The 26166-nt window shown below is 44.5% G+C and carries 21 protein-coding genes; 12 read left to right on the forward strand and 9 right to left on the reverse strand.

Annotation, left to right across the window (positions count from 1 at the left end; all coding sequences use genetic code 11):
- Positions 1-160: 160 nt before the first annotated feature.
- Complete coding sequence (locus tag ACTD55_RS05660) at positions 161-1432, reverse strand: D-tagatose-bisphosphate aldolase, class II, non-catalytic subunit (RefSeq protein WP_438863341.1); 1272 nt, start codon at positions 1430-1432, stop codon at positions 161-163.
- A 391-nt stretch (positions 1433-1823) separates the two neighbouring features.
- On the opposite strand from ACTD55_RS05660, the gene ACTD55_RS05665 reads away from it, so the two are divergent.
- Genes ACTD55_RS05665 through ACTD55_RS05685 form a run of 5 tightly spaced genes read left to right on the forward strand, consistent with a single transcriptional unit; the run spans position 1824 to position 8507 of the window.
- Positions 1824-4778: a TonB-dependent receptor gene (locus tag ACTD55_RS05665; RefSeq protein WP_438863342.1), complete on the forward strand. Its 2955-nt coding sequence runs from the start codon at positions 1824-1826 to the stop codon at positions 4776-4778.
- 48 nt (positions 4779-4826) lie between these two features.
- Positions 4827-5444 carry an aspartyl/asparaginyl beta-hydroxylase domain-containing protein gene (locus tag ACTD55_RS05670; RefSeq protein WP_438863343.1) on the forward strand — a complete coding sequence of 206 codons (618 nt, stop codon included), beginning with the start codon at positions 4827-4829 and terminating at the stop codon, positions 5442-5444.
- A gap of 10 nt (positions 5445-5454) precedes the next feature.
- On the forward strand, positions 5455-7038 hold the full coding sequence (locus tag ACTD55_RS05675; RefSeq protein WP_438863344.1) for a tetratricopeptide repeat-containing sulfotransferase family protein: 1584 nt from the start codon (positions 5455-5457) through the stop codon (positions 7036-7038).
- 15 nt (positions 7039-7053) lie between these two features.
- Positions 7054-7737, forward strand: coding sequence for a hypothetical protein (locus tag ACTD55_RS05680; protein ID WP_438863345.1), 684 nt, complete (start codon positions 7054-7056; stop codon positions 7735-7737).
- An 8-nt stretch (positions 7738-7745) separates the two neighbouring features.
- A complete protein-coding gene (locus tag ACTD55_RS05685; RefSeq protein ID WP_438863346.1) occupies positions 7746-8507 on the forward strand; it encodes a SapC family protein in 762 nt (253 codons plus the stop codon).
- Here ACTD55_RS05685 and ACTD55_RS05690 read toward each other — a convergent pair.
- The 4 genes from ACTD55_RS05690 to ACTD55_RS05705 form a co-directional block, all read right to left on the reverse strand.
- Complete coding sequence (locus tag ACTD55_RS05690) at positions 8488-8904, reverse strand: hypothetical protein (protein ID WP_438863347.1); 417 nt, start codon at positions 8902-8904, stop codon at positions 8488-8490. The two genes, ACTD55_RS05685 and ACTD55_RS05690, sit on opposite strands and share 20 nt — an antisense overlap.
- Entirely contained in the window at positions 8897-10258 is a 1362-nt protein-coding gene (locus ACTD55_RS05695; RefSeq protein WP_438863348.1) for a sugar MFS transporter, read from the reverse strand. Before ACTD55_RS05695 ends, ACTD55_RS05690 begins: the two co-directional genes overlap by 8 nt.
- Before the next feature lie 100 nt (positions 10259-10358).
- Positions 10359-11975, reverse strand: coding sequence for a beta-N-acetylhexosaminidase (locus tag ACTD55_RS05700; RefSeq protein ID WP_438863349.1), 1617 nt, complete (start codon positions 11973-11975; stop codon positions 10359-10361).
- 73 nt (positions 11976-12048) lie between these two features.
- Positions 12049-13395, reverse strand: a complete 1347-nt coding sequence (locus tag ACTD55_RS05705; protein WP_438863350.1) for a glycoside hydrolase family 16 protein — start codon at positions 13393-13395, stop codon at positions 12049-12051.
- A gap of 369 nt (positions 13396-13764) precedes the next feature.
- Between ACTD55_RS05705 and ACTD55_RS05710 the strand changes: the two genes are divergently transcribed.
- Genes ACTD55_RS05710 through ACTD55_RS05725 form a run of 4 tightly spaced genes read left to right on the forward strand, consistent with a single transcriptional unit; the run spans position 13765 to position 17980 of the window.
- Positions 13765-14883, forward strand: a complete 1119-nt coding sequence (locus tag ACTD55_RS05710; protein ID WP_438863351.1) for an SIS domain-containing protein — start codon at positions 13765-13767, stop codon at positions 14881-14883.
- A gap of 22 nt (positions 14884-14905) precedes the next feature.
- Complete coding sequence (locus ACTD55_RS05715) at positions 14906-15814, forward strand: ROK family protein (RefSeq protein ID WP_438863352.1); 909 nt, start codon at positions 14906-14908, stop codon at positions 15812-15814.
- Positions 15811-16968 carry an N-acetylglucosamine-6-phosphate deacetylase gene (gene nagA, locus ACTD55_RS05720; protein WP_438863353.1) on the forward strand — a complete coding sequence of 386 codons (1158 nt, stop codon included), beginning with the start codon at positions 15811-15813 and terminating at the stop codon, positions 16966-16968. Before ACTD55_RS05715 ends, nagA begins: the two co-directional genes overlap by 4 nt.
- 58 nt (positions 16969-17026) lie before the next feature.
- Entirely contained in the window at positions 17027-17980 is a 954-nt protein-coding gene (locus ACTD55_RS05725) for a class 1 fructose-bisphosphatase (RefSeq protein WP_438863354.1), read from the forward strand.
- A gap of 234 nt (positions 17981-18214) precedes the next feature.
- Here ACTD55_RS05725 and ppc read toward each other — a convergent pair whose 3' ends face one another.
- Complete coding sequence (gene ppc / locus ACTD55_RS05730) at positions 18215-20833, reverse strand: phosphoenolpyruvate carboxylase (RefSeq protein WP_438863355.1); 2619 nt, start codon at positions 20831-20833, stop codon at positions 18215-18217.
- Between the two features lie 187 nt (positions 20834-21020).
- Here ppc and ACTD55_RS05735 point away from each other — a divergent pair, with 187 nt between their 5' ends.
- A complete protein-coding gene (locus ACTD55_RS05735; RefSeq protein ID WP_438863356.1) occupies positions 21021-21638 on the forward strand; it encodes an FKBP-type peptidyl-prolyl cis-trans isomerase in 618 nt (205 codons plus the stop codon).
- A 164-nt stretch (positions 21639-21802) separates the two neighbouring features.
- Positions 21803-23368, forward strand: a complete 1566-nt coding sequence (locus ACTD55_RS05740) for a SulP family inorganic anion transporter (RefSeq protein ID WP_438863357.1) — start codon at positions 21803-21805, stop codon at positions 23366-23368.
- Between the two features lie 62 nt (positions 23369-23430).
- Here the strand turns inward: ACTD55_RS05740 and ACTD55_RS05745 are convergent, their stop codons facing one another.
- The 3 genes from ACTD55_RS05745 to ACTD55_RS05755 are packed head-to-tail and all read right to left on the reverse strand — an operon-like array spanning position 23431 to position 24529.
- Positions 23431-23790 carry a DUF2750 domain-containing protein gene (locus ACTD55_RS05745; protein WP_438863358.1) on the reverse strand — a complete coding sequence of 120 codons (360 nt, stop codon included), beginning with the start codon at positions 23788-23790 and terminating at the stop codon, positions 23431-23433.
- Positions 23791-23804: 14 nt separating this feature from the next.
- Positions 23805-24041 (reverse strand): TIGR02647 family protein, encoded by a 237-nt coding sequence (locus ACTD55_RS05750; protein ID WP_438863421.1) that lies wholly within the window; start codon positions 24039-24041, stop codon positions 23805-23807.
- A complete protein-coding gene (locus ACTD55_RS05755; protein WP_438863359.1) occupies positions 24041-24529 on the reverse strand; it encodes a hypothetical protein in 489 nt (162 codons plus the stop codon). The genes ACTD55_RS05750 and ACTD55_RS05755 overlap by 1 nt, the downstream gene beginning before the upstream one ends.
- A gap of 154 nt (positions 24530-24683) precedes the next feature.
- On the opposite strand from ACTD55_RS05755, the gene ubiD reads away from it, so the two are divergent.
- Positions 24684-26165: a 4-hydroxy-3-polyprenylbenzoate decarboxylase gene (ubiD, locus tag ACTD55_RS05760; RefSeq protein WP_438863360.1), complete on the forward strand. Its 1482-nt coding sequence runs from the start codon at positions 24684-24686 to the stop codon at positions 26163-26165.
- Position 26166: the final 1 nt, after the last annotated feature.

Genomic DNA, 26166 nt, shown 5'->3' on the forward strand with positions numbered 1-26166 from the left:
CATTACATTTTCTCTATATACAAAACCAATAAATGTCTGGCTGGATGCTGTACCGAATCTGGACTGGTCTGTAACAAGAATACGTATTGTTACAGACAACGGTACAGTTTTACTGGTTGTTAAAGCCACATTACTAAATCAGTTTTGCTTTCATTTAATTTCATTGACACGCCAGCGAATACTTTTGCAGCACCAGCCTGACTTTTGCAATAACTAGCGCTTCAGGTGTTGGCTGCAATTCCCCCTGATTGACTGCATCAAATTGTTCAGGGAAAAATTGACTGACTAATGTCAGCGGAATAGCTTGTTTAGTCAGGTTTTCAAACAAGATGGCAAGCGCTCGCTGAACCGGTTGTTCCAGCCAGTAGTAACGAATACGGTCACTAAGACTGAACAGGCAGTCTATTTTCTGCTGAGGTTGCTGCTGTGAATAGTACTTTTGCCAATGACCGGGATTTTTTTGCATGCTATCCAACAATATGTTTTGAATGTCGCTACATACATCAGCACCACACAAAACCTGTTCAATCGAGGCCAGAGCAAAAATCGCTTCACGCATGGCAAAGGTAAGCCAGGGACCGACTTTCAGAATAGCAAAATGATCCCGTACCAGCTGCTGCAGGTTTTCGGCGCTCTGATAATCGGTAGAATGGGCTTCAAAAACCATATCCGCTTCGGTATCCAGCATTTTGCTTAATGCCTGAGCCTTATCAGCTTGATAGTGATGAATAGAGTGAGCACCAAACTCGACTCCCGGCTGCACTACCAAACCTATGATGCGCGGCCATACTTCTGTTAACTGTGCTTCGGCAAAAGCCTCTTTATGAATAACCAGTGTTTGCGTTGCAGCATCTACCGCAGTGACCTGTAGTACTTCTTCATCATCATTACTGCCGCCCGGAACAGGGACTTCAGTGCCTATTACGTAAACAGGCGGTGGCAAGTCTGCCTGAATACTGGCTTGTTCCGCTACTTTGCACAATCTGGCCGCTCGCGTGGCGACCTGATGATCAGATAGAGGAACGGGGTCGTCTGCACAGGACATAGAGCAATCCAGATGAATTTTGCTGTATCCAGCTTTGACATATTCCGCTATCAGCACATCTGATTTCGCCATCGCCTCTTCGGCACTGAGATGCTGCCAGCAATTTGGACCTAAATGATCACCACCAAAAATCAGTTGCTGTAGCGGAAATTCTGTTTCATGCGCCAATTCGTGCACATATTCACGAAAATCCGCTGGTGTCATGCTGGTATAGCCGCCATCCTGATTTACCTGATTGGAGGTAGATTCAATTAAGAGTTGCTCATTGTTTTGTTTTGCATGCAGCATAGCGGCTTTAAGTACCAGTTTGTTGGCTGAGCAAACGGAATAGATCCCGCCACCTTCACCTGCTTTGTGTTTTTTAATTCTGTCTGTCAAAGAAATCATTAATGCACTCCTGCCATAGTGGCTGTTTACGTTTAAGGACAATTATTTGACCCATACAATGAAATAAAATGAAACTTAATTCAACCTAATATTAAGTTTTTAAGATCAAAAAATACATTAAATGAAATTTATGTTGCTTTTGAGTTAAGCGTATGGTTATATTTTCTAACATTGCGAGGTAATAGGTTCGTAAGCCTGATTAATGCGTAATTAAATTGATTTCAACGTTACTTAGTTGATTAAACTGGAAAAAGTGTCGTTTAATTCGTATTGAAGCTATCCGGTTTTTGTGCAGCGATACCTGCAATAGGGTGATGTTTTATCTTTCGAATACGGTTTAAATAAAACCAAATGAAATAAAAGCTAAATTATTATAAAAAAGGAGAAATACGTGAAACACACAGCAATCACTAGCACTCCCTTAAGCCGGCCCACCAGAGTCGCTGCAGCAATAAGCGGGATTTTACTCGCTCATATTGGAGCAGTGTTTGCTCAGGACGCGACGCAAGACACAACCGATCCCAGTGATGTTGAAGTTATTCAGATTCAGGGGATCCGTGGCGGTGTGATAGCGGGTTTAGAAGTGAAACGTAATTCAGACGTTATCGTTGATGCAATATCTGCCGAAGATATCGGTAAATTTCCCGATGCAAACCTGGCCGAAGCGTTGCAACGAATACCTGAAGTATCCATCGACAGGGATTCAGGTGAAGGGCGCTTTGTGACCATTCGTGGTTTGGGGCCGGAATTTAATTCCGTTTTATTAAACGGACGGCATGTTGCCAGTACCGAGTCAACTCGCGCATTCAGTTTTGATACCATTGCAGCAGAACTGGTTAGTGAGTTAAAAGTTTATAAAACCCAGAATGCTTCCTTGAGCGAAGGTGGGCTTGGTGGAACCGTTAGCGCGATTACCGCTCGCCCCTTATCGTATGACGGTTTACAAATCAGAGGCTCGATCAAGGCAGGGTATGAAGCCGAAGCTGAAAAAACCACACCACAGGGGTCTTTTCTTATTAGTAATACCTTTGCAGATCGTACAATTGGTGCTTTATTAGCAGTGTCGCTGCAATCGAGAAAAAACCGCGTTTATCAGACGAACTCTAGTGGTATTCGTACTCAAGGTACGTTTCTAAGTAGTTATAAGTCAGCTTATGCTTATGTGGCTTATACCAATCTGGATTACGATGCAGTGTATCGGCCAGTCGAAATTAGCCGTAATGTTAAAGACGAAGACCGTGATCGTCTGGGTATCAGCGGAGTTTTGCAGTTCCGTCCGAATAATAATCTGGATGTCACCCTCGACTATCTGTATTCCAAATTTAAAGTGCAATCGACTACCAATCAGGTTAGTAACTGGATTGGAGCGGTCTATGCGCCATCATCTTATGCCGGTGGTCAGTTTGGTATGCCTTCAGAAAGCGATATGCTGACTGATATTTCACAGACCGAAGTGGATGAAAATGGCGTATTTACCCGCATTTCCAATGGTATTTCCTGGGGAACAGGACAGGCTTATAACAGATTGGATGATTTCCGTGACACGACTACCCAAATGCTGGGTGCCAATGTCAGTTACGTCCTCAGTGATGACATAAAGATGAATTTTGACGCAGCATGGTCAAAGGCCAAAGATAAAAATCCGGGTCTCAATTCGCGCCGAAGTCTGGAAGTAATCAATGGTGAAACTATCGTCATTGACCTAAGCCAGGATGTACCTTTTATCACCCAAACACCGGATTCATTCCTTGCAAAGCCTGAAAATGCCCAGAATTTGCGGGTGAGGCGCCAGTTTGACTATGGTGATGATGTGGATGCCGAAAACGTTGATCTCAAAGTCGATTTTGTGATCAACAGCTTTAAGGATCTGACAGTACGCACCGGTTTTGCCTACGAAAGCGCAGAAAAAAGCAGCGATACTTATGAAACACCGGACTTTGTACAGACGTTGTACCACCAGTCAACGTCAACAGGAACCCCCTTCCCGGAGGGAGGTTTTGAGCAAATCAGTGACGGTATTATGCAGGTGGACTCGACTAAACTGGGTCAGCCTGGTAGTTCAAATAACGATATTTTCCTGATTGATCTGGATGCATTTAATGCATTGATTAATGATCCGCAGTTTGCCCAAAGCGTTGCTGAGCAGTATGGCTCCGATCCGCGCAGAGGTGCCAACACCTTACGCAATTATCAGGCGTTTCTGGATAACGGCGGGTTTGGTGCGGCACTGACCGGTGATGCATTTTCAGTAAAAGAAAAAGTATCTTCCTATTATCTGGAAGGCGCCTATAACTTTGAAGTTGGCAGTATTTACGGGCAATTTACCGCCGGTGTCAGATATACCAAAACCGATTTAGATGCGGTAGGTTATTCTCGCGTTATCAATGATTTATCGGAAACGCCCTGTGATTTTAATCCACAACAAACCTGTCTGGTGCCGTTATATGCCGATCCAGATGGTCCTGATGGGTTAACCCGGCAAGCCTTGTCCAACAGTTACGATAATCTGCTGCCGTCAGCCAACTTAAAACTGGAACTGACCGATGATGTCGTGTTGCGGATGGCCGCCTCCAAATCCATGACACGCCCCTTTCTGGAAGATATGGCCCCTAAATTTATTCCGGGAACCATGAATGCTGACTTGCGGGTGGCTCGCTCAAATAATAGCGAGTTAACACCTTATATGTCATTCAATCTGGATGCATCACTGGAATGGTATTTTGCAACAGGCAGCATGGCGTCTATCGCGGCGTATAAAAAACGCATAGATGACTATATTGTTAGACGTACCGAGAATAACGTTGTAGTCGATTCTATTGCCAACAGTGCCTACAATACTTTCCAAATTACGATGCCATCAAATGCTGAAAACATTGAAGTATCAGGTATATCGGTCAATCTTACTCAGGTATTTGATAATGGTCTGGGCTATCAGGCCAATCATACCTTTGTTAATACAGATACCGAGTTTGACGGCACCTCTTTTGATGAAACCAAACCGGCATTACCCGGCTTAGGGGATACCACTAATGTCGTGGTCTTTTATGAAGATGGTCCACTGGGAGCCCGTTTAGCCTATAACAAACGCAAAAAGTTTTTGGCTAATGCACAATACGCCAGCGGTTATGTATTCGGTGAAGAGTTTTCCGAACCTGTATTTGCCGCTGACTATGAGCAACTGGATGCCAGGGTAAGTTACGCCCTATTTGATGGTATTACTGTGTTTGTAGAAGGTGTTAACCTAACCGGAGAAACACTGCGTCGCCACGGCCGATTTGAAAATCTGTTTGTGGACTACAGCAATTTTGGTAAGCGCTATGTATTAGGTTTATCTGGAAAGTGGTAGAAATCAGGCGCCCTGCCAATACAGGGCGCTTTGTTTTACAGGTGGCAAATGTACTTTGAAGGCAGATATAGAAAAATAGGACAAGCCGACTGTTCAGCGTTGGCAGAATACATTGCGGCTATGCCTGATTCTGTATGGGATGAAAATACCGACAGGCAAAATGTATATGATGTACACGCCAGCACGCAGATGATTCCATTAATCTTTGATGCCGATTTCAGGCATCGCTTTCCCACCGTGCATAAGCAACTTGCCGAATTTTCCCAGTGGCTGGAGCCAGCAATGCAGAGCATTATTGACTATTACCGATCACTGAAAGAGCAGCATCAAGGCTATCAAAAACTGCGTTTTAACCAGGCCTATTTTGTGCGCATCATTCTGGTACGCCTTGCCGCAGGTACTGAAATCAAATCGCATACCGATCACGGCTATTCACTAAGCCGAGCACACCGTATTCACTGGCCGGTTATCACCAATGAAGCGGTATCTTTTTGTATCGATGATGAAAATAAAACCTTGCCAGCGGGAGAATTGTGGGAAGTAAACAATCGATGCGCCCACAGTGTTAAAAATGCCAGCCAATTTGCTCGTTATCATGTTATTTTTGATTTTGTGATCCCCCATGAAGCGATTAACGATCCACAACTGGGGCGTTTGCAGGCGTGAGTGTAGCCAGATGCCGTTAACCGCTAATGACCAACAACAGCAAATAGAGCAGGCCAAACAATATCTGGCCAACAGGCAACTGGTTCAGGCTGATGCTATTTTAGAGCAACTGGCTAACGCTAACGCTGACAATATTGAAGTTCACTTACTGCAATCTCAGATATTTGAACTAAAAGGCTGGCATCAGCAGCAACTCGACTGTTTGATGGAAGTTATCGATTTATCCTCGCAATATCCGCAAATTTTAGTGCGTATCGCCTTTGCACAACTCGCCGTAAGTCAATTTACGCAGGCACAAAGCTCAGCAATGAAGGTGCTACAGAATCCAGCCGCCAGCAGTACAGATTTGCGAAATTGCGGTAAATTGTTTCATGCAATTGGCCTGTACAAATTAAGCGCACAAGCCTACTCCAAGGCTGTTCAGCAGGGCGAGAACAGCGAAAGTATTTACTACGATCTGGGTATGGCGCACACCTTGTCCGGTCAGATTCCGCAGGCAGTGGATGCCTATCACCAAAGCATTCAAACCTTTCCAGGCTATGCCATGGCGTATGCTGGATTAAGTAAAGCCCGTAAGGCTACTGAGCAATCCAATCACACTCAGCAAATAGAAAAACTAATCAAAAATACCCGTAATCCCTGGGCGGCGATTAACTTATATCATAGTCTGGCCAAGGAATGGGACGATTTGGGACAGTATCAGCAATCCCTAACGGCGTTAGAAACTGGCAAAACCAAACTGCGCAGAGTTTGCCCGCATACTGCTACATTTTGTGTGGATAATGCGGCGGCAATCAAAAACGTTTATCAAAAATATATCGACAGTATACCTCAACAAACTGAAAGTGAGCCTGCACAGCAGCAAAGCCCGATTTTCGTTACCGGTATGCCAAGAAGTGGTACTACTGTGGTGGAACGTATATTGACCAATCACAGCGAAGTGGTCAGCTGTGGTGAACGTTTGCAGTTTAGTCTGGCTGCCAAAGCGCAGGGAAAAACGCAATACACAGCATTATTTGATGCTCAATCGCTGGATGAGCAATGGCTAAACAGCGATTTTGCACAGATTGGCCATCAGTATCTGCAATCTACCGCTTACCTGCACAATGGTTCGCGTTACTTTGTGGATAAACTACCGCTTAATATTTTTTGGGCGGGAGCCATTCTCAAAGCGCTGCCACAGGCCAAAATAGTATGCTTGCTTCGCGATCCGCTGGATACCCTGATAGGTAATTATCGTCAGGTATTTGAATATGGCAGTGGGACTTATACCTATACACTGGATTTAGTCTCCTGTGCGCGTTATATAAAAATATTTCGTGAACTCGCGTTGTGGCTAGCAGCGCATTTTCCACAGCGCGTGACGCTGGTCAGCTATGAAGAACTGGTTAGTCAGCCACAAACTCAGGCTAAAGACTTGTTGGAATTTTGCGGACTAAAGTGGCAAGCACATTGTGTTGATATTCATAAAAATCTGGCTGCTGTTGGCTCTGCCAGTGCGGCGCAGGTACAAGAACCTATTCATCATCGGTCTAAAGGGCATGCAAAAAACTACCTTACCTGGTTGCCTGAAATGGAACACTTTTTTGATTAATGCAAAGGAAAGCTAATGGTTATTTGCCCAAAATTTGTATTCCTGCATATGCACAAATCTGCTGGCACCTTTGTTAACCGGATGCTGCTAGAACGAATTCCTTATTCTAAACAAATTGGTTATCACCTGCCATACAGTGAACTACCGACGGTATACCAGCGTTTACCTGTTCTGGGGACGGTACGAAACCCCTGGGCTTATTATGTATCCTGGTTTAGTTTTCAGTCGCAAATGGCACAACCGAATCTGTTGTTTAATCTTGTGAGTAACTATCGGCAACAGGGTTTTGAACAAAGCATAACTAATCTGCTCACTCTGTCGGATAACAGCCAGCTACGCGATAAACTGATGCTATCCTTACCTGAGCAATTCCAGAACAGTGGTTTAAATCTGATTCGCTCTGATATCGAAAGCATGCAGACAGATAGCGGATTTTATTCGTTTTTGTACCAACGCATGTATAAGGGGGCGAATTCACTGACGGTATTACCGGCAGAAAATCTAAGAGACAGTTTGCGGCATTATCTTGAGCAAACCGATCCGTTTTTAGTTGAGCGGACCACTGATTATTTGCAACAGGCACCCCGGGCCAATACCAGTAGACACAAGCCATACCGCGAATATTACTCTACCGAATTAAGTGAACTTGTCGCACATAAAGACCAGACGCTTATTCAAAAATATCACTATCAATTTTAAGGTTTATTATGCAGTCATTTGATTCAAGCAATTCACTGGTTTCGGTTTCTGAACTTGACGATAAAAATCTCGGCGTATTGCCAGCCAGTTCATTTTCTCACTTAAAATCCATCACATGCAGCAGTATTGTTGCCGAAGAAGTGGCAGAAATTGCTAATGACTGTCCGGTGGTATTGTTACGCGATGAACAGTCTGGCAAATTTCAGCTAACAGCCATTTTAGGCCTGACTCCCCAGCATAATCTGATGCTTGATCAGCAGGGTAACTGGCTGGGGCTCTATATGCCAATAGGACTGGAAATTGCTCCTTTTAGTTTTTGTCTGGCGGAAGAAGAAAACACCCGCTTGCGTGTGGATATGTCGTCACCGCTGGTTGCCACAAATCAGGGAAAACCACTATTTGAAAACGGCCAAAAATCTGCCTTTTTAACGGATATGACCCGCCAGCTTGAACTGGTGCAAGATGCAATGCTGCAAACAGAAATTTTTGTTGAGGCACTGGTTAACCGCAATCTGATTACCGAATGCCAGTTAACTCTGCACCTTGAGGGACAAGAGCCGCAAACAGAAGAATTTTTCACTATCAATACGTCTGAATTGGGCTATATGGCCAATGATGACATTATTGATTTTCACAATAAAGGGTATTGGTTACCTCTGTTTGCGATGCGTAACTCGTTGAATCAATTTAAACGGCTGCTAAATTTGCATCAGGCAGCCACGTCACAAAAAGGCAATTTGTCATTACAGATTAATCAGGATCAAGATTAGGATTTGCAGAAACGCGTTGCCATTTCTCCACTATGTCGTCTGAATAAATAAACCAGTTATCGCCATCCAGTTTATAGGTGAAATCATGTTTTTCACCTATAAACTGCGGCTGGTCATGCGCTATAAACTGTTCGCTGTAATGGTTGTCTGCAAACTGATAACGCCCCATTTTGGCACCGAAGATGTTTTTGTCAGCATCCTGAGTAATCACCGAATAATAACCGTCCTTTATTATCTTGAACGAAACAAAGCTGTTACGGATATCCAGGGTGATCCACTGTTGCTCACCCTCATATTTGTGCTTGGCGGCCACCAGCTTCCACACTCCTTCGAGCGTATTGGCAAGACAACCCGCAGATAATAAACCGCACACCACAACCGTTGATAACTTAATCATTGGCGAATTCCTGAGTTGATAATGGATTATTAGCACTGGATTGCTGAGCTACTTTGTGTCCTTTAATGGCATAAAACAAAATAAACAGGTAACAGGGCAATAAAATGGCATAAGCGGTAAATATTGAGCTCACAGAAGATAATCCTCCGTATACCAGTGGCATGATGGCACCACCAGCAATAGCCATAATCAGAACCGCTGACCCTTTTGCGGTATAGGGTCCCAACTCTTTCAATGCCATTGGCCAAATGGCCGGCCATACGATGGCATTAGCAAAACCCAGAAAGGCAATCAGGTAAATAATATCCGGAATATTTTTGTTGCCGACAAACTCCAGTACCGAATGACTGAGCAAAAATGAATCTGATGGAATGCACAATATAAAAATGGTAACTATCATGCCTATGATGGCAGAGCCAGCTAATGCGCTTTCCTGACTTAGCAAACGTGGAATGAGCACTAAGCCACACAGATAACCTGCCACCATAAAGGCCATAGTAAAAGAAGTCAGTGAAGTTGCATTGGCTAACCCTAATGTAGAACCTACAAGCCCGATAGTGTCACCCGCGATAACTTCTGTCCCGACGTACAGAAATAGCGCAATGACGCCAAAAATCAGATGTGGGAAATTTAACAACCCACGTAAACTAACTGATTGTTGTGCGTCGTCCTGCGCATTTTCGTTGTGCATGTCAATATCAGGTAAAGGAGAAAACTTGAGTAATAACGCCATCACCAACAATACCAAAGCCATACAGCAGTAGGGCATGATCAGTGACGCAGATAAATCGCTCATCAGGTTGTTTTTGTCCGTTACTGACAATAGCTCGATGCTTTTAGCACTCACATCAGCAAAGTCACTCAACACCAGTGAAGTAAAAGCAATTGGAGCTAAAACTCCTGCGCTTTTATTCAGCACCCCCATAATAGAAATCCGTACTGAGGCAGTTTTTTGATCACCCATTACCACCAGATATGGATTGGCAGCCGTTTGTAAAATAGTTAAGCCCGCGCCTAATGTAAATTGTGCACATAGGAATATGGCAAATTGCCTCGACAGTGCCGCTGGCACAAACAACAATGCACCTGCTGCAATCAAAACCAAGCCAAGGCACATCGAATTTTTCAGTCCGTATCGTTCAATGACTTTAGCCATAGGCAATGCCATTACCACGTAAGCGATATAAAAACTGAATGCGACAACCAGCGATTCTGTTGGGGTTAATTCACAGACAATCTGCAAAAAAGGGATTAGTGCGCCATTAAGCCAGGTGATAAAACCAAAAATAAAAAATAATGTAGCAATGATCAACAAAGAGATCAGCACTGTTGATTTGTTCGAATGATGATACATAAAGTTATTCCGTTACTAATAGGGCGCGTTGATCTTTGATGTATGAATTTTGTTCAAATCCAAAACCTTTTGATCGCAACGCCCTAGGCTAAACGCTGGCTTAGTCCTGAATATCCGCAAATAAAATGTCGTTGGCAGTCCAGATGGCCTTCAACTTCACTAACCTGCGCTTAAAATCTTCGAAGTTTTTTTCGGCCGGATCTGTCCAGTCCACCTCAGCATAAGCAGCAATACGGGGGAATATCATGTATTCCAACTCACCCCGTGTGGGTGTCCATTCGGTCCACATCTGGCAGCCACTACCAATTATTTTATGCTGGAGCCCGTCAGCCAGACCATCCGGTACAGGGTCGAAGTTATAGGCTTTAGCCAATGAAATCGTTTTGTAGTCGTAATCCAGATAGGTTTCGCTGTGAATGGAGTTAACAATATCAAATCCATCCTTTGCCGCTTTGGTCGCCAGCGCCAAATCGCCTTTCCAGAAGTGCACCACACTGGATTTGGCCAGAGACTGACTAGATTCGGTATCTGCTTCACTCTGATATTCATGCAATTGATGACCAAGAATTTCATTCCAGCCCATCATTCGTCTGCCCTTACTTTGCAAATACTGGGAAATCATGTTGGTAAAGTACACCTGCAATTCTGCCGGTGTTTGCAGATTATGTTGCTGCATAAATTGCTGAACCTGCGGTGAGCTTTTCCATTGGTCATATTTCACTTCGTCACCACCGATATGGATCACCTTGGAAGGGAATAGTGCAATCACTTCATCCAGTACATCTGTTAAAAAGCCAATGACCTTCTCATCGCTGACATCATAAACATCTTTAGACACACCAAATTTAGTGGGTACCTCCATGTTTTTTTTGCTGGTACCGAGCCAGTTGTAAGACGCAATGGCTGCACTGGAATGACCGGGCATTTCAATTTCAGGCACGACGGTGATGTGCCGGTCGGTGGCGTATTTTACCAGTTCTCGGATCTGCTGCTGGGTATAAAAACCGCCGTGGGGTTCACCGGATTGTTTGGGCGAATCCCATTTCTCGGCACCCACTTGGGTACTTTTACGCATGGAACCTATTTCTGTCAGTCTGGGATATTTTTTAATTTCAATGCGCCAACCTTGATCATCTGCCAGATGCCAGTGGAAAACATTCATTTTCAGGCGTGCCATTTCATCCAGCAATTTCTTAACCTGATGTTCGCCAAAAAAATGCCGTCCTTCGTCCAGCATAAAAGCGCGCCAGGCAAATCTAGGCTCATCGGAGATGGTCATGGTCTCAAAAGTGTATGGGAATGCGTCGTTTGCAACCTCTGCGTTTTGTATGATCTGCATCAGGCTCTGTACGCCATAAAACCAACCCGCATCAGTTGAGGCGCGAATTTCAATACCTTGCTGGTTAATCACCAGATCATAGGCTTCTGGTTTCATTGCGTTGTCAATGCTGAATACGATTCCGTTTGCTGTGCAGTTTTGTTTTACCGCCAACGCCTGACCAAAAACTGCACTGATAAAGGTATTAAGCTGCTTTGCCGATGATTGGCTTTGCGCAGATGCGCATATAACGGTATCCGCTTGCATAGACCACGTGCCGTCGGTGAGTGTGATTTGCTGTGGCTGAGGAATAATATCAGGGGTAACAGCGGCTGCAGTGCCTGCCGTATGTAAGGCCGCAATGGCGGTTAACAGGGTGTAAATTCGCTTTATGATCATTTTTATCTCTGCTTTTATTGTATGAAAACACCGCTGCCTGGTCATATCAGCGGTGTTTACAGATGTTGTTGTATTATTCGACGCAGCCGATTAAACCGGCGCAAGGATAGCTTTCAGCCACTGCAGCATCATTCGGTTCATCAAATGCGGTAAACCTGAAGTAATCGACAACCATATTGTCAGAATCAAAGTCCGCATCACCAGCCCAACCATTTGCAAACCAGACAGCTAACCACAAACGCCCTTTATAGTTTGGAATATGATCCGTTTCTGTATAGAGATACTGACCGTCACGATAGAATTCCACACGAGGCGTTTCGCCATTTCCACCAGTATGCCAAATGAATTTGTAATCATGAAACTGGCCATCTGCGTTGTCACCACTGTTAACGTAATTGACGTCATATTCACTTTCTCTTTCACCACGCCAGGTGTTAGCCAGCAGATAATCAAAAGAAATATTTTCAAACGCAGCGTTAGGACGCCCGGGGATCTCGATATCAATTTCGTGATTCGATGCCCAGTAACTTCCGGTGCCATTATTATCGATGTATTCCTGATCACTGGGATAAAATTCCTGATAATGGAAAGTCCAGATAGTCGAAACCGCACCTAATTCAGGCAACACTTTCATACGCACTTCATATATACCGGAGCCCAGATAATCTTTTGACGCTATTCCGCCGCCGGTCTTCTTACCATCTGACCGCTGCGAGCCATCTTTATTAATACCACGTACAGGGCCGGTATAATCATTACCTAAACCGGTCAATATCAGATTACCATTTGAAACAGCAACATTATCTTCAACCACACCACCGTTGGCACCGTTGCCACCCCATTGTTTGCGAAGCACATACCATTTACTGGCATCAACTGCAGAACCGTCAAAATCGTCACACAGGGTATAGTTACCAGCACAATTGCCCGTCCCTGAGCCACTTCCTCCTCCCGTTGTTTCACCACTGGCTGGCAAATCGAGAACAGGGACTCCCAATTCTACATCCTTAACATATCCGGTGCCGGGATCCTGATATCGCCATACTGAAGAATAAACGATGACAGTGTCGCTTTGTGCAACGAAAGTAATAGGTTGAATCGCTTTATAAGTGGTTTCACTTTTGTAGTGTTCAATGTTTTCTGTGCCATTCAGCACACCGATATATGTCTTCAGCCCATCACGGGTATTTTTGACTTTACCGCGCAGGGTGTAGGTTTGGCCCGGTTCAACATCGAGTTCGATCTCTGCTCTGGCAATATCATTCCAGTCGCCTACTAGCTCAAGCACATCGCCTGTCTGACTAGTGGTACCGGATTTATTTACCCATACCGAAGCATTGGCTTGCAGTGCAAAAAGGGCAGTTAAGGCGGTCATGTATAGCAAGGATCGTCGGACCACAAGGTTTTTTAATGTACGCATTGTTTTCTCCTGTTTATTTGTGTTTTACATCACAACGTCCACTGCCTTGGGCCAGACAATATTGTCAGCCCGATAAATATCATCCACGTGATATTCCCATCAACTACATCTGACGCATGATGTGTATTCACAATACAACATCAAAGCGCGTAAAAACAATAATAAAATTTCATTTTATTTCATTTTATGTTTTTTTATGTTTTGTTTTGCGGTATAAATAAAAAGGTAGCGTAATATATTCGCCAATGTATATTTAAATGAAATTTTTGCCAATGGTAGTGAATACAGAGGATATGGCACTGTAAAAAGGGATGAGGCGTAGATTGCTGAGTGTCTTTCCAATCCTTGGCTTGAGAAAGGAATACCTTAATGACTTATAAGCTATTATTTGATGAGCATTTTCTGCAGAGTCGTAATGCATACTGGACGGCGACCGAGATCTGTCAGCAACCAGATGTTTGGAAGCAAAGTGCTGAGAAAATTGACCAGCTTAGAGATGAAATAAATGCATTTATGCAACCGTTAGTCAGCCAGCAATCGTTAAGAATCATTTTGACAGGCGCAGGCACTTCTGCCTACATTGGAGAAGTGTTGGCTCCCTATCTTAGCCAAGTATTGCAACGACAGGTGGAGGCTATCAGTACTACAGATATAGTCAGCAGTGCTGAACAGTATTTACTTGCTGATGTACCAACCCTGTTAATTTCCTATGGCAGGTCAGGTAACAGTCCTGAAAGTGTTGCTGCCTACAATATTGCCAACCAGATAGTAAAACAATGTGCACATCTGGTGATTACCTGTAATGAAACAGGAGAACTGGCAGCTAAAAGCAAGGACAACCCCAATGCTTTTACGCTGCTGATGCCAGCGAGTGCTCTGGATCAGAGTTTTGCAATGACCAGCAGTTTTACTGTAATGCTGGCCAGTACCCTGTATTTATTTACTGAAAACAGACAGCAACTTGAACAGGCGGCTACAGCAGCCGAACATTGCATTTCATCATTGCCAGCTTCGATTAAGTCTCTCAGTGAAAACCAGTCACAACGTGTGGTCTTTCTTGGCTCGGGGGCTCTGCAGGGTTTTGCAAAAGAGGCTGCACTTAAAGTACTGGAGTTAACTGCAGGCGAGTTGATCAGTTACAGTGAAAGCCCGCTGGGTTTCAGACATGGGCCAAAATCGATAGTGACACCATCTACCACCATTATAGTGATGGCATCTGATTCGCCTTATACCTTAAGTTACGATAAGGATTTGGTGGGCGAACTGGTCAATGACGGTATCGCCAAAGACATTATCGTACTTGATAAAAATGTTTTTGGTCAGACGGAGCCATTATCTGATCCCTGGGCTGGTTTGGCCTACATCGTTTATTGCCAGATATATGCATTTTTTTGTTCATTACAAAGAGATATATCTCCTGACAATCCTTGTCCTACGGGTGAAGTAAACCGCGTTGTACAAGGCGTTACTATTTATTCTTTGAAATAGAAGTTAGTGGAATAACTGTATTATGACGACTTTTATTTACGGCATTGATATAGGCGGTACCAAAATGGAACTGTCGGTATTTGATGCCAATTACCACTGTGTAAAAAGCTGGCGAGTTGCGACACCTGCCAAGGATTATCAACTGTTTTTAAAAGCACTCAGGGAGATGGTGCATCAGGCTGACATATTAACCGGCTGTCAGGGACATGTGGGTATTGGCATGCCGGGCATTATCAATAAACAAGGATTGGTTAAATCGGCCAACGTGCCTTGTGCAACTGGCAAAGCAATAAAAAAAGATATTGAACAGGTATTACAACGACATATTGCCATTGAAAATGATTGCCGTTTGTTTGCACTTTCTGAAAGCAATGGTGGAGCGGGTGACGGTTACGCCATTGTGTATGGCGCTATTATCGGTACCGGTGCAGGCGGTGGGTTATGTATTCAGGGTAATTTATATTCCGGGGCAAATAATATCGCCGGTGAATATGGTCACCTGCCGGCGTCAGCAGAGTTGATTGCTAAATACCAATTGCCGATTTTAGATTGTGGTTGCGGGCTGACCGGTTGCTATGAACCTTATATATCGGGCCCCGGGCTGGCTAATATCTATGCATTACACGGTGGAACACCGGATACCCAGATATTTGTGAATCAGTTACGCGCGGCCGATCCTGCAGCGGTAAACGCTTTCGAATGTTATATAGACTTACTCGGCGCTTCTTTTGCTTCCATCGTGTTGTCTTATGATCCCGACATAATTGTGCTGGGTGGTGGATTATCCAAAATAGATGAAATTATCAGTGCATTGCCTGCGGCAATTGAAAAGCATTTATTTAAAGGCGTGCAAAGCCCGGTGATTGCCCCAGCCATGTTTGGTGATGCGTCAGGCGCCCGGGGAGCGGCGCTACTTGGAGCTATTCAGTGAATCAGCAAACCTATTATTTATCTCCAAAACAAATAGTTACTCCAGCAGGCATAATGAAAAACCGTCACCTGCTGATAGAAAACGGCCTGATCAGTGAAATCACGGACAAGCCGCAAGAAAATATCCCGAGACATAACATTGCCGACAGCACCCTGGCCCCCGGTTTTTTGGACTTGCATATTCATGGCAGGGAAGGTTGTGATGTTATGGATGCCAGCCGCGAGTCGCTTGACGTAATTTCCCGGTCACTGGCCAGACATGGCATAGTCGGTTTTCTCGCGACTACGGTAACCGATACCTGGCCTAAGACACTGGCTGCGTTTAAAAATATAGGTGAAGCCTATAGCGGCAGTTTGTCGGGTGCTGAGTTACTTGGCGCCTATAATGAAGGACTATTTTTTACTAAAGATCACAAAGGGGCACATGACGAGCAGTATTTTTTGCCGCTGGATAAAAGTTATATTGACGCCATAATCACCGCTTCTAATGGTGCCCTAAAAGTTGTCGCACTAGCACCGGAATTACCCAACTCAGATGAGATTATCCGCTATCTTAGCAGTAAAAATATTAAATCCATGCTGGGTCATACTGCAGCCAATTACGAACAGACCTGCTCGGCTTTGCATGCAGGAGCCTGTGGCGGAGTGCATGTATTTAATGGCATGAGCGGTATACATCACCGCGATCCAGGCTGTGCAGGCGCCGTACTATTGGATAACAATGCCTATGTTGAAGTCATTGCTGATGGTATACATTTGCATCCAGCGATACTGGATATGATAGTCAGGTTAAAAGGCCAAGCCAAAATCGGATTGATTTCAGATTGTATCGTTGCTGGCGGCATGCACGATGGTCAATACAAACTGGGTATGCTGGATGTGACGGTAAAACAGGGTATAGCCAGAACGAAATCCGGTTCACTGGCCGGTAGTACCCTGACGTTAGAAAAAGCAGTTAAGAATATGTTTGAACTTACTCAGGCTGACTTAATGCAGGTAATTGAAATGGTCACTTTATCTCCGGCAACTTTTCTGGGGTTGGACAAAGAGCTGGGCAGCATTGCGATTGGCAAAAGAGCATGTTTAACCGCATTCGATCCGCATTTTAATGTAACAATGACCATAGTTGATGGCAGGATAGTGTATTCAGCCTGAAATCAAATCAAAAACATAACTGTATGCAGGTTACTGAGCATGGAAAAGGACACTGAATATGTACACACAACTTATTGATGGAATGGACAAACTGCAGTTTTCAGCCGGATTACAATCGGTTGTAACCAGCATCATTGATAGTTGTGTCGATATTTATAAACTGTTGCCCGCGCAGCTTGCACAAAATGCCAATCCGTATCTGTCGGATATGAATGTGCACGGCGAAAGACAAACCAAAGTCGATTTAGTGGCCAATGATCTTTTAGGCGCAGGTTTAAAGCGTAATCCTCAGGTTGTCGCTTATATATCCGAAGAAGAGCATCAAAATGTCAGCGTTAGCCCTTCTGGTAACTTTCTGGTGGCATTTGATCCTTTGGATGGCTCAGGTAATCTAGCAGTAAACGGCACTACCGCCACTATTTTTTCAGTATTAACCGCTGATGGAGCAATAGCCACGAAAGGTGAAAAGGCATTTCTGCAACCGGGTAAACAGCAACTTTGTGCCGGATATGTATTATATGGCAGCACCTTAACCGTCGTTATTGCGGATGGAAAACAAATAATTAGCTTTGTATGGCAAGAGCAAGAAAACCAACTTGTAACCGCAGTAGAACACTTTGCCCCGTCCCATACCAATAAAGTTGTCTCAGCTAATCTGGTTAAATACCGTAATTGGCCACCGAATGTACGTGAATTTGTTGATAAACAAATACTGGTGTCAAACAGCGGCTATTCACAACGTTATCAGGCCACTATAGCCAGTGATATACATCGCATAATTAATAATGGCGGATTGTATTTATATCCGGAAGACTCCCTTGATTACCCTCAGGGTAAAATTCGCTATCTGTATGAAGCTTCACCACTGGCATTAATAGCCGAATCTGTTGGTTTGTGTGCTGTGGCTGCAGGCAAACGTATTCTGGATATATGCCCAACATCCATCCACCAAACAACCCCCGTAGCTTATGGCACCGAATCTGTTATAAGGCAGATTTACCCTGATAGCTAAACTTACATTCTTTACAGAACCTCTTTATAGATGTTCTAACATTGCAATTGAGTGATTTTTTTTCAAGTTATCCGGAAATCTGGTGTGTGCAGGGCCAGAAACAAATGTGCAAGGTAATTCATCGTTTCCAGGCTATATCAGAATGCATTGTGGATAAAGCTGTTCCAGATGCCCCGACAAATAAAAAAGGCAGCTTAATTTAAGCTGCCTTTGTCGTTAAACTGCACGGCTACCTTAGCCAGTATTACGCATTCCCACGGCGATGCCGGCGATGGTAATCATCATGGCTCTTTCCAAGGTATGATTGACCTCATCTTCAGGCTGTTTACGTACCCGATCGAGCAGTTCAATCTGCAAATAATGTAGCGGTTGCAAGTAACCGGCACGCAGTTGCATGGAGTCTTTACCGGCCGGATCATTTTGCATCACCGATTCCTGTTTCAGCAAGGTATTGATTAACTTAATGCTGTCTTCCAGCTCGTCACGCAATGCTTGCCCAAAATAACGCAATTCATCCGGTACCAAACGCTTATCGTATTCTTCACTAATGCTAACATCGGCTTTAGAGAAAACCATGTCCAGCATCGATAAGCGCGAGTGGAAGAACGGCCAGTTTTCAATCATCTGGTCGATCAGCGGGCGATTACCTTTATCAATAGCGGCCTGCATGGCTTTCATCGAGCCTAACCAGGATGGCAAAACTAAACGGGTTTGCGCCCAGGCAAAAATCCATGGAATAGCTCGCAAACTTTCTACTCCACCATCAGGTTTACGTTTTGCAGGACGGCTGCCCAGCGGCAATTTACCCAGCTCCAATTCTGGCGTTGCAACCCGGAAATAGCGTACAAATTGAGGATCATCTCGCACAATAGAGCGATAATTATCACGCCCATCAGCAGACATACTGTCCATCAGTTCACGCCATTCTGGCTTAGGTGCCGGAGGGGGAGCCATAATTGCTTCCAATATTGCACCGGCATACAAATTAAGGCTTCTTTTAGCCAATTCCGGTACACCAAATTTATAGCGAATCGTTTCGCCTTGTTCGGTAACCCTGAAACCGCCTTTTAATGAACCTGGTGGTTGCGACAATATAGCAGCGTAGGCAGGTAACCCCCCACGGCCAATCGTCCCTCCACGGCCATGGAATAAGGTTAATTCCACATTATGTTGCTCTGCCAAGGCGACTAAGGCTTCTTGTGAACGATATTGTGCCCAGCTTGCTGCTAACGCACCGGCATCTTTAGCCGAGTCTGAATAACCAATCATGACAAATTGTTTGTTATCGACACGCTGCAAATATTCCTGCTGTGAAAACAATAAGGACATCACATCGGCTGCGTTGTTTAAATCGTCCAACGTCTCAAACAACGGTGCCACTGGCATTGCCCAGTTGATCCCCATTTTTTGCAACAACAACTGCACGGCATATACATCCGATGGCAGACTCGCCATGGAAATAATATAAATACCAAAGCCATCTTTGCTATTAGCGGCGATCACTTTACAGGTATCCAACACTTCCTGTACGTCGTCAGATGGCTGCCAATTGGCAGGGAATAAGGGGCGTTTTGAGCTTAACTCTTGCTGCAAAAACTGTTGTTTCTGTTCTTCACTCCAGCTGTTGTAATCACCAAGCTCCAGATATTCGGTCAGCTCGGCAAAGACTTCAGCATGACGCTCAGATCCTTGGCGAATATCCAGTTTAAGCAGGTGAATACCAAAACAATGTACCCGGCGAATGCAGTCGAGTAATTCCCCATCCGCGATCACGCCCATACCGCACTCATGGAGCGAGCGGTAACAAAGCATCAATGGCTCTAGTAATTGTTGTTGGGTCTGGATCCATTGACGTGGATCGGATTCTTCGTCATTAACAGCCGCATTTAACCCTTTAAAGGTGATACGTAATTTTTCCCGCAATTCACGCAAGATTAGACGATAGGGTTCCAATGCATCACCGGCCAATGCCCGCAATTCATCATTACATTCACCCATGGATAATTCAGATTGCAGCCGATCCACATCGCTAAAGAATAAGGATGCCGCCCGTCTACGTGCCAGCAATAACACTTTTTGCGTTACTTTAGCCGTCACAAACGGATTACCGTCTCGATCTCCGCCCATCCAGGAACTGATGCGCACCGGTGATGAGTCGATAGGTAAACTTAAACCGTATTCTTTTTTGATTTTATCATCCAGTTCACGAATAAACTCGGGAACGGCCTGCCATAATGAATTCTCAATCACCGAGAAGCCCCAAGAGGCTTCATCCACCGGTGTTGGGCGTTCAGAACGAATTTCGTCGGTATGCCAAGCTTGTGCAATTAAATCAGCGATGCGACGTTGCAGACTAGTTCGCTCCGCCTCGCTCAACTGTGAATGGTGCAAACGATCCAGGCACTGGGCTAATTCGGTGTATTTGTGGATCAGCGTACGACGACTTACTTCGGTTGGGTGAGCAGTCAAGACTAAATCAATATGCAGCTGTTCTAACGCAGATGCCAAGTTACTGCTGTCTAACTTAAGATTTTCAAGCTCGGAAAATAACTTATTGATTGGCTCAATGTCAGTTTGAGCACTGTTATATTCTTGTTCCGCAATATTAGCTAAATTGAGAAATTGGCAAAAAGCACGGCCTAAGGTCAGTAAATCCTGATCACCCAATTGGGCAAAGAGTTTTTGTAACGCAATTGCACTGTCGTTATCACCTTGAAAAGCTTTACGCCCTTGTATACGAACAGTTTCTATACGTTCCAACCATTGCTCACCTAGTTGTGCCTGAATGGTCTCGCCTAAAACTTTTCCTAAATCTCTAACTGTGTCCTGTAAAAGATGTTTATCATCACTCATGGCACCCTCTTTATCTTCTATTAACTTATTAATTTAGTTAAGTATTTTGCTGTTATTTTTAATCTAATATACTTAAATCAGATGAACCATAGGGCTTTTTATAATAATTTTTTATCCATTTATGCTAGCATGCCCAGCCCTTTTAAAGACAAAAGTATTTTTCACTTTTTTAAATTTCAGGAACATTATGTCTGATAAATATACTACGATCGAGCAACAAGCTAGCTACGGTATCGGTTTGCAAATGGGCGAACAGCTAGCTGGAAATCCCTTTGAAGGCCTTGATATTTCAGCCGTTCAAGACGGCTTAGCCACCGCCTTTAATAAACAGCCTAGCGCCGTTAGCAATGAAGAAATGCGGGTAGCATTCGAGCAAATTCATCAACGGATGCAAGCAGCAAAAGAAGAGCAAGCTAAAGAATTAGTCGCTGCTGGTGCTGCATTTTTGGCCGAAAATGCCAAAAGAGATGACGTAACGGTTACCGCATCTGGTCTGCAATACGAAGTTATCACTCAAGGCGAGGGCGACATTCCACAAGCCAGCTCCACGGTTAAAACCCATTATCACGGTACCTTAATTGACGGTACGGTATTTGATAGTTCCTATGATCGTGGTCAACCGGCAGAGTTTCCTGTGGGCGGCGTGATAAAAGGTTGGACTGAAGCCTTACAACTAATGAAGGCCGGTTCCAAGTGGCGCTTATACATTCCACACGATCTAGCTTACGGATCACAAGGCGCCGGTGCCGCTATTGCTCCATTCAGCACATTAGTATTTGATATTGAGTTACTGGAAATCCTTTAATTTTCGAGTAAATCCATTCGAATGGCGGTAGAGCCTTCTTCCGCCATTATCCACTTGCTGTTTTTCTGCGTTTTTTAACATTCTATTAAAAGAAAAGCATTGATTTTGCTGCTAAAATAGCCGGCTAACTCTTTTACTTATTTATTTCAGAATCAGGAGACATAATGTTCGATCTGATCACTAAACGTGATAGCAACATTAAAAACGATGTGTTATCCGGTATGACGGTGGCGTTTGCCTTAGTCCCCGAAGCAGTTGCTTTTGCATTTGTCGCTGGTGTTGAACCCATGGTGGGTTTGTATGCGGCCTTTATGATGGGGTTAATCACATCCGCAATTGGCGGCCGCCCAGGCATGATCTCTGGTGCCACTGGGGCAACAGCCGTTGTTATGGTGTCCCTTGTTGCCCAACATGGTATTCAATATTTATTTGCCGCGGTATTACTGTGCGGTTTTTTGCAAATTTTGGCGGGGGTATTCAAGCTCGGCAAGTTTATTCGTTTAGTGCCATATCCGGTAATGCTCGGTTTTGTTAACGGCCTTGCCATCGTGATATTTTTAGCCCAACTGGGTCAATTTAAGGTCTTTGATGGGTTAGGCCAGCACGTCTGGATGCACGGACAAATGCTGTATACCATGCTGGGCTTAGTAGCGCTGACCATGGCTATTATTTATGTCTTGCCCAAAATCACGACCGCGGTGCCGGCCTCTCTGGTCGCCATAATTACCGTGACTCTGATTGTGCACGGATTAGATTTAGAAGCGCGTACCGTAATTGATTTTGTTAAAGATATGCTGCCCGTTGAACAACAGGCCACGGCGACGTTAGCCGGAGAATTACCCAGCTTTTCGATTCCGATGGTACCGATGACACTGGAAACGTTATATATCGTATTGCCTACCGCAGTTATTTTATGTTTGGTCGGCCTGATTGAATCCTTGTTAACGTTATCCCTGATCGACGATATGACTGACACCCGCGGCTCTGGTAACCGAGAATGTATCGGCCAAGGCGTTGCCAATAGTGTTAATGGCTTTTTTGGTGGCATGGGCGGTTGCGCCATGATTGGTCAGAGCATGATTAATATTAATTCTGGTGGACGTGGACGGTTATCCGGTATTACTGCCGCCATTGTCTTGTTAGGTTTTATTTTATTTGCCGCTCCATTGATTGAAATGGTGCCTCTGGCCGCCCTGGTTGGTGTAATGTTTGTTGTGGTAATTGGCACCTTTGAATGGGCTTCATTCCGCATTGTACGCGGTATCAATAAAGAAGATGCCTTTGTGCTGTTTTTGGTCACTGCCGTTACCGTTGCCGCCGATTTAGCCATTGCGGTTGTAGTCGGTGTGATTGTATCTGCACTGGTATTTGCCTGGAAACACGCCACACATATCGCGGCTCGCACTCATACCGATGAGGACGGTTGGAAAGTTTATGAGCTGGATGGCCCTTTATTTTTCGGCTCGGTACTGCATTTTAAAGATTTATTCGATACCGCCAATGATCCACAAGATGTCGTGATCGACTTCAATGAATCACGCATTTGGGATTCATCCGGGATTGATGCCATTGACAGTTTGGCAGATAAATATAAAGCGGTGGGTAAGAAGCTGCATATTCGTCATGTGAGCAAAGAATGCCGCGACTTATTGAGCAAAGCTCAGGACTATGTGGAAATGAACGTAAATGAAGATCCTCGTTATCACATTGCTACCGATAAGTTAGATTGAACAATACAGCCGTAATTTGATAACTAAAAAGTAAAAAGCCGCTTATTGAAAGCGGCTTTTTTCTATTTGTTATTGTGACTGAGTTCCCAGGGACTCATCACTAATCCCCCATCATGAGACAATGGGAAGACAGCAACCTCAATTTCATCTTCTTCTAAACCCGGTAACCACTTTTGTTGCCATTCATCCATACTAATACTATGAGCTTGGCAATGGGCCCAATCACCGTTAATCCATTCCTGTACAAATTCTTCAGCGGGCCAGACGGGTATACAATCTTCATCATCACTAACCAGTAGCATCACCCCCTGATCATCCACAATCGTCCATACTTTTTGCTGTTGTTCGATTTGGGTTAAGAAATAATCACAACGCTTGTCGGCATTCATTGCCAATACTGCTTGATGTTGATCTGCGTTCATATTGTTATCCTGTGTTATTGATGACGTAAGGCAAATTGCAGGATTTTAGCATGCTCAATTAAGTCTCGACCAAGGTCAGTCAGATAACCACCATCCTGTTGATCGATGATTCCTTTATCAAACAGACGCTTACAGGCAGCAACCGTGTCAGGCTCTGCATCATGATGGACTTTGATTCCCTGCAGCATGCTATCCACAGGAAATTTAAGGATTAAATTCAATTCATCAATCATTGCTTGGTTAAATATCATCATTTTTTCTCGCTTTTTGTATATAAACCATCAAATAACGTTGTCCAACTTTGACCTTGATCGGCACTTTGTTGCCAATGCTGTCGAACCGTTCCATCTTCATTCGGTGTCCAGGTGATGCGGTGTATTAGCAGATTGCCTTGGGGATCTTTTCCTTTGCCTTGTAGCACCATATTGTTGCCCTGCAGGCCACCATCCAGCTCCAGTAAAGTGCCGCTATTGTCTACCCATGTCTGGTGCCATTTATCAAACACGATATCGTAAATGGTATAGCTGTTTCCCTGATAACCGGATGGCGTAGAATAGTGCTCATGCAGGACGCAATTATTCAGTTCCTGGCTTATATCATTAGTGCCAGCGACTTTACCTGCCGGTGTCGTAACGTTCCAGTGGCCTAACCAAAAATCAAATTGATCATAGTTTTCTCCCTCACAAGCAAGGGCGTGGGAACTGGATAATAGAATGAAAATTGCCAGGATCTTTTTCATCAGGTTCTCGTATCAGCAGGTCTTGAAATGTATACTAGCCGCAATTTTTGGAATCTTCCTGCCGGAATCATTCTACGCTACTGGGCAATCCTCGCCAGAGCAAGCAATTTTATTGTAAAGCGATGTTGCTTTCACAATTCACTAAGGTCTGTTTATGAAATACAAAGACTTACGCGATTTTATTCAACAACTCGAACAACAAGGTTTACTGAAGCGAGTGAGTCAAGAGGTCGATCCGATATTGGAAATGACTGAAATTGCCGATCGCACCTTAAAAATGGGTGGTCCGGCTATTTTATTTGAAAATCCCAAAGGATCGAATACTCCAGTATTGGCTAATCTATTTGGCACTCCTGAGCGGGTGGCGATGGGCATGGGACAAAGCTCGGTGGAGTCTTTACGGGAAGTAGGCAAACTACTCGCTTATCTAAAAGAGCCGGAGCCCCCTACAGGATTAAAAGACGCGTGGGACAAAATTCCCGTATTTAAGCAAGTATTAAATATGCCGGCCAAGGAAGTAAAAAAAGCCCCATGTCAGCAAAATATACTGACTGGGGAACAAGTCGACCTGACTCAACTGCCGATTCAAACTTGCTGGCCTGGTGATGTGGCGCCACTGATTACCTGGGGCTTAACGGTTACCCGTGGGCCACAAAAAAGTCGTCAGAACTTGGGAATTTATCGTCAGCAATTGCTTGGTCCCAACAAACTGATTATGCGCTGGTTGTCCCATCGGGGTGGCGCGTTAGATTTTAGAGAATGGTGCCAACAGCATCCCGGTGAGAACTTTCCGGTGTCAGTGGCGTTAGGAGCCGATCCCGCGACTATTTTAGGGGCAGTGACCCCCGTACCCGATAGTTTGTCAGAATACGCGTTTGCCGGTTTACTACGGGGTGATAAAACCGAAGTGGTTCGTTGTATTAGCAATGACTTACAAGTTCCGGCATCGGCTGAATATGTACTCGAAGGTTATATTGACCCTGAGGAGACCGCTCCTGAAGGCCCCTATGGTGATCACACCGGCTACTATAATGAAGTTGATACTTTTCCGGTATTTACGGTCACCCATATTACCCATCGTGATAATCCCATCTATCACAGCACCTATACGGGCCGCCCACCCGATGAACCAGCGGTATTAGGCGTAGCATTAAATGAAGTGTTTGTACCGATTCTGCAAAAACAGTTTCCGGAGATTGTTGATTTCTATCTTCCCCCCGAAGGTTGCAGTTATCGCATGGCGGTAGTTACCATGAAAAAACAATATCCCGGTCATGCCAAACGGGTCATGATGGGCGTATGGTCATTTTTACGCCAGTTTATGTACACGAAATTTGTTATTGTATGCGACGATGATGTCAATGCCCGTGACTGGAAAGATGTTATTTGGGCCATTACCACCCGGATGGATCCAGCCAGAGATACCCTGTTAGTCGAGAATACTCCCATAGACTATTTGGATTTTGCATCTCCGGTTTCCGGTTTGGGTTCAAAAATGGGTATGGATGCGACCAACAAATGGCCGGCAGAAACCGACAGAGAGTGGGGGATCCCAATAGAGATGAGTCAATCAGTAAAAGATCGAATTGACCAGTTGTGGCCCGAATTGGGTCTTGAGCAAACCAAAGTTAAGTAAA

The sequence above is a fragment of the Neptunicella sp. genome (assembly GCF_048268085.1).
GTDB lineage: Bacteria > Pseudomonadota > Gammaproteobacteria > Enterobacterales > Alteromonadaceae > Neptunicella.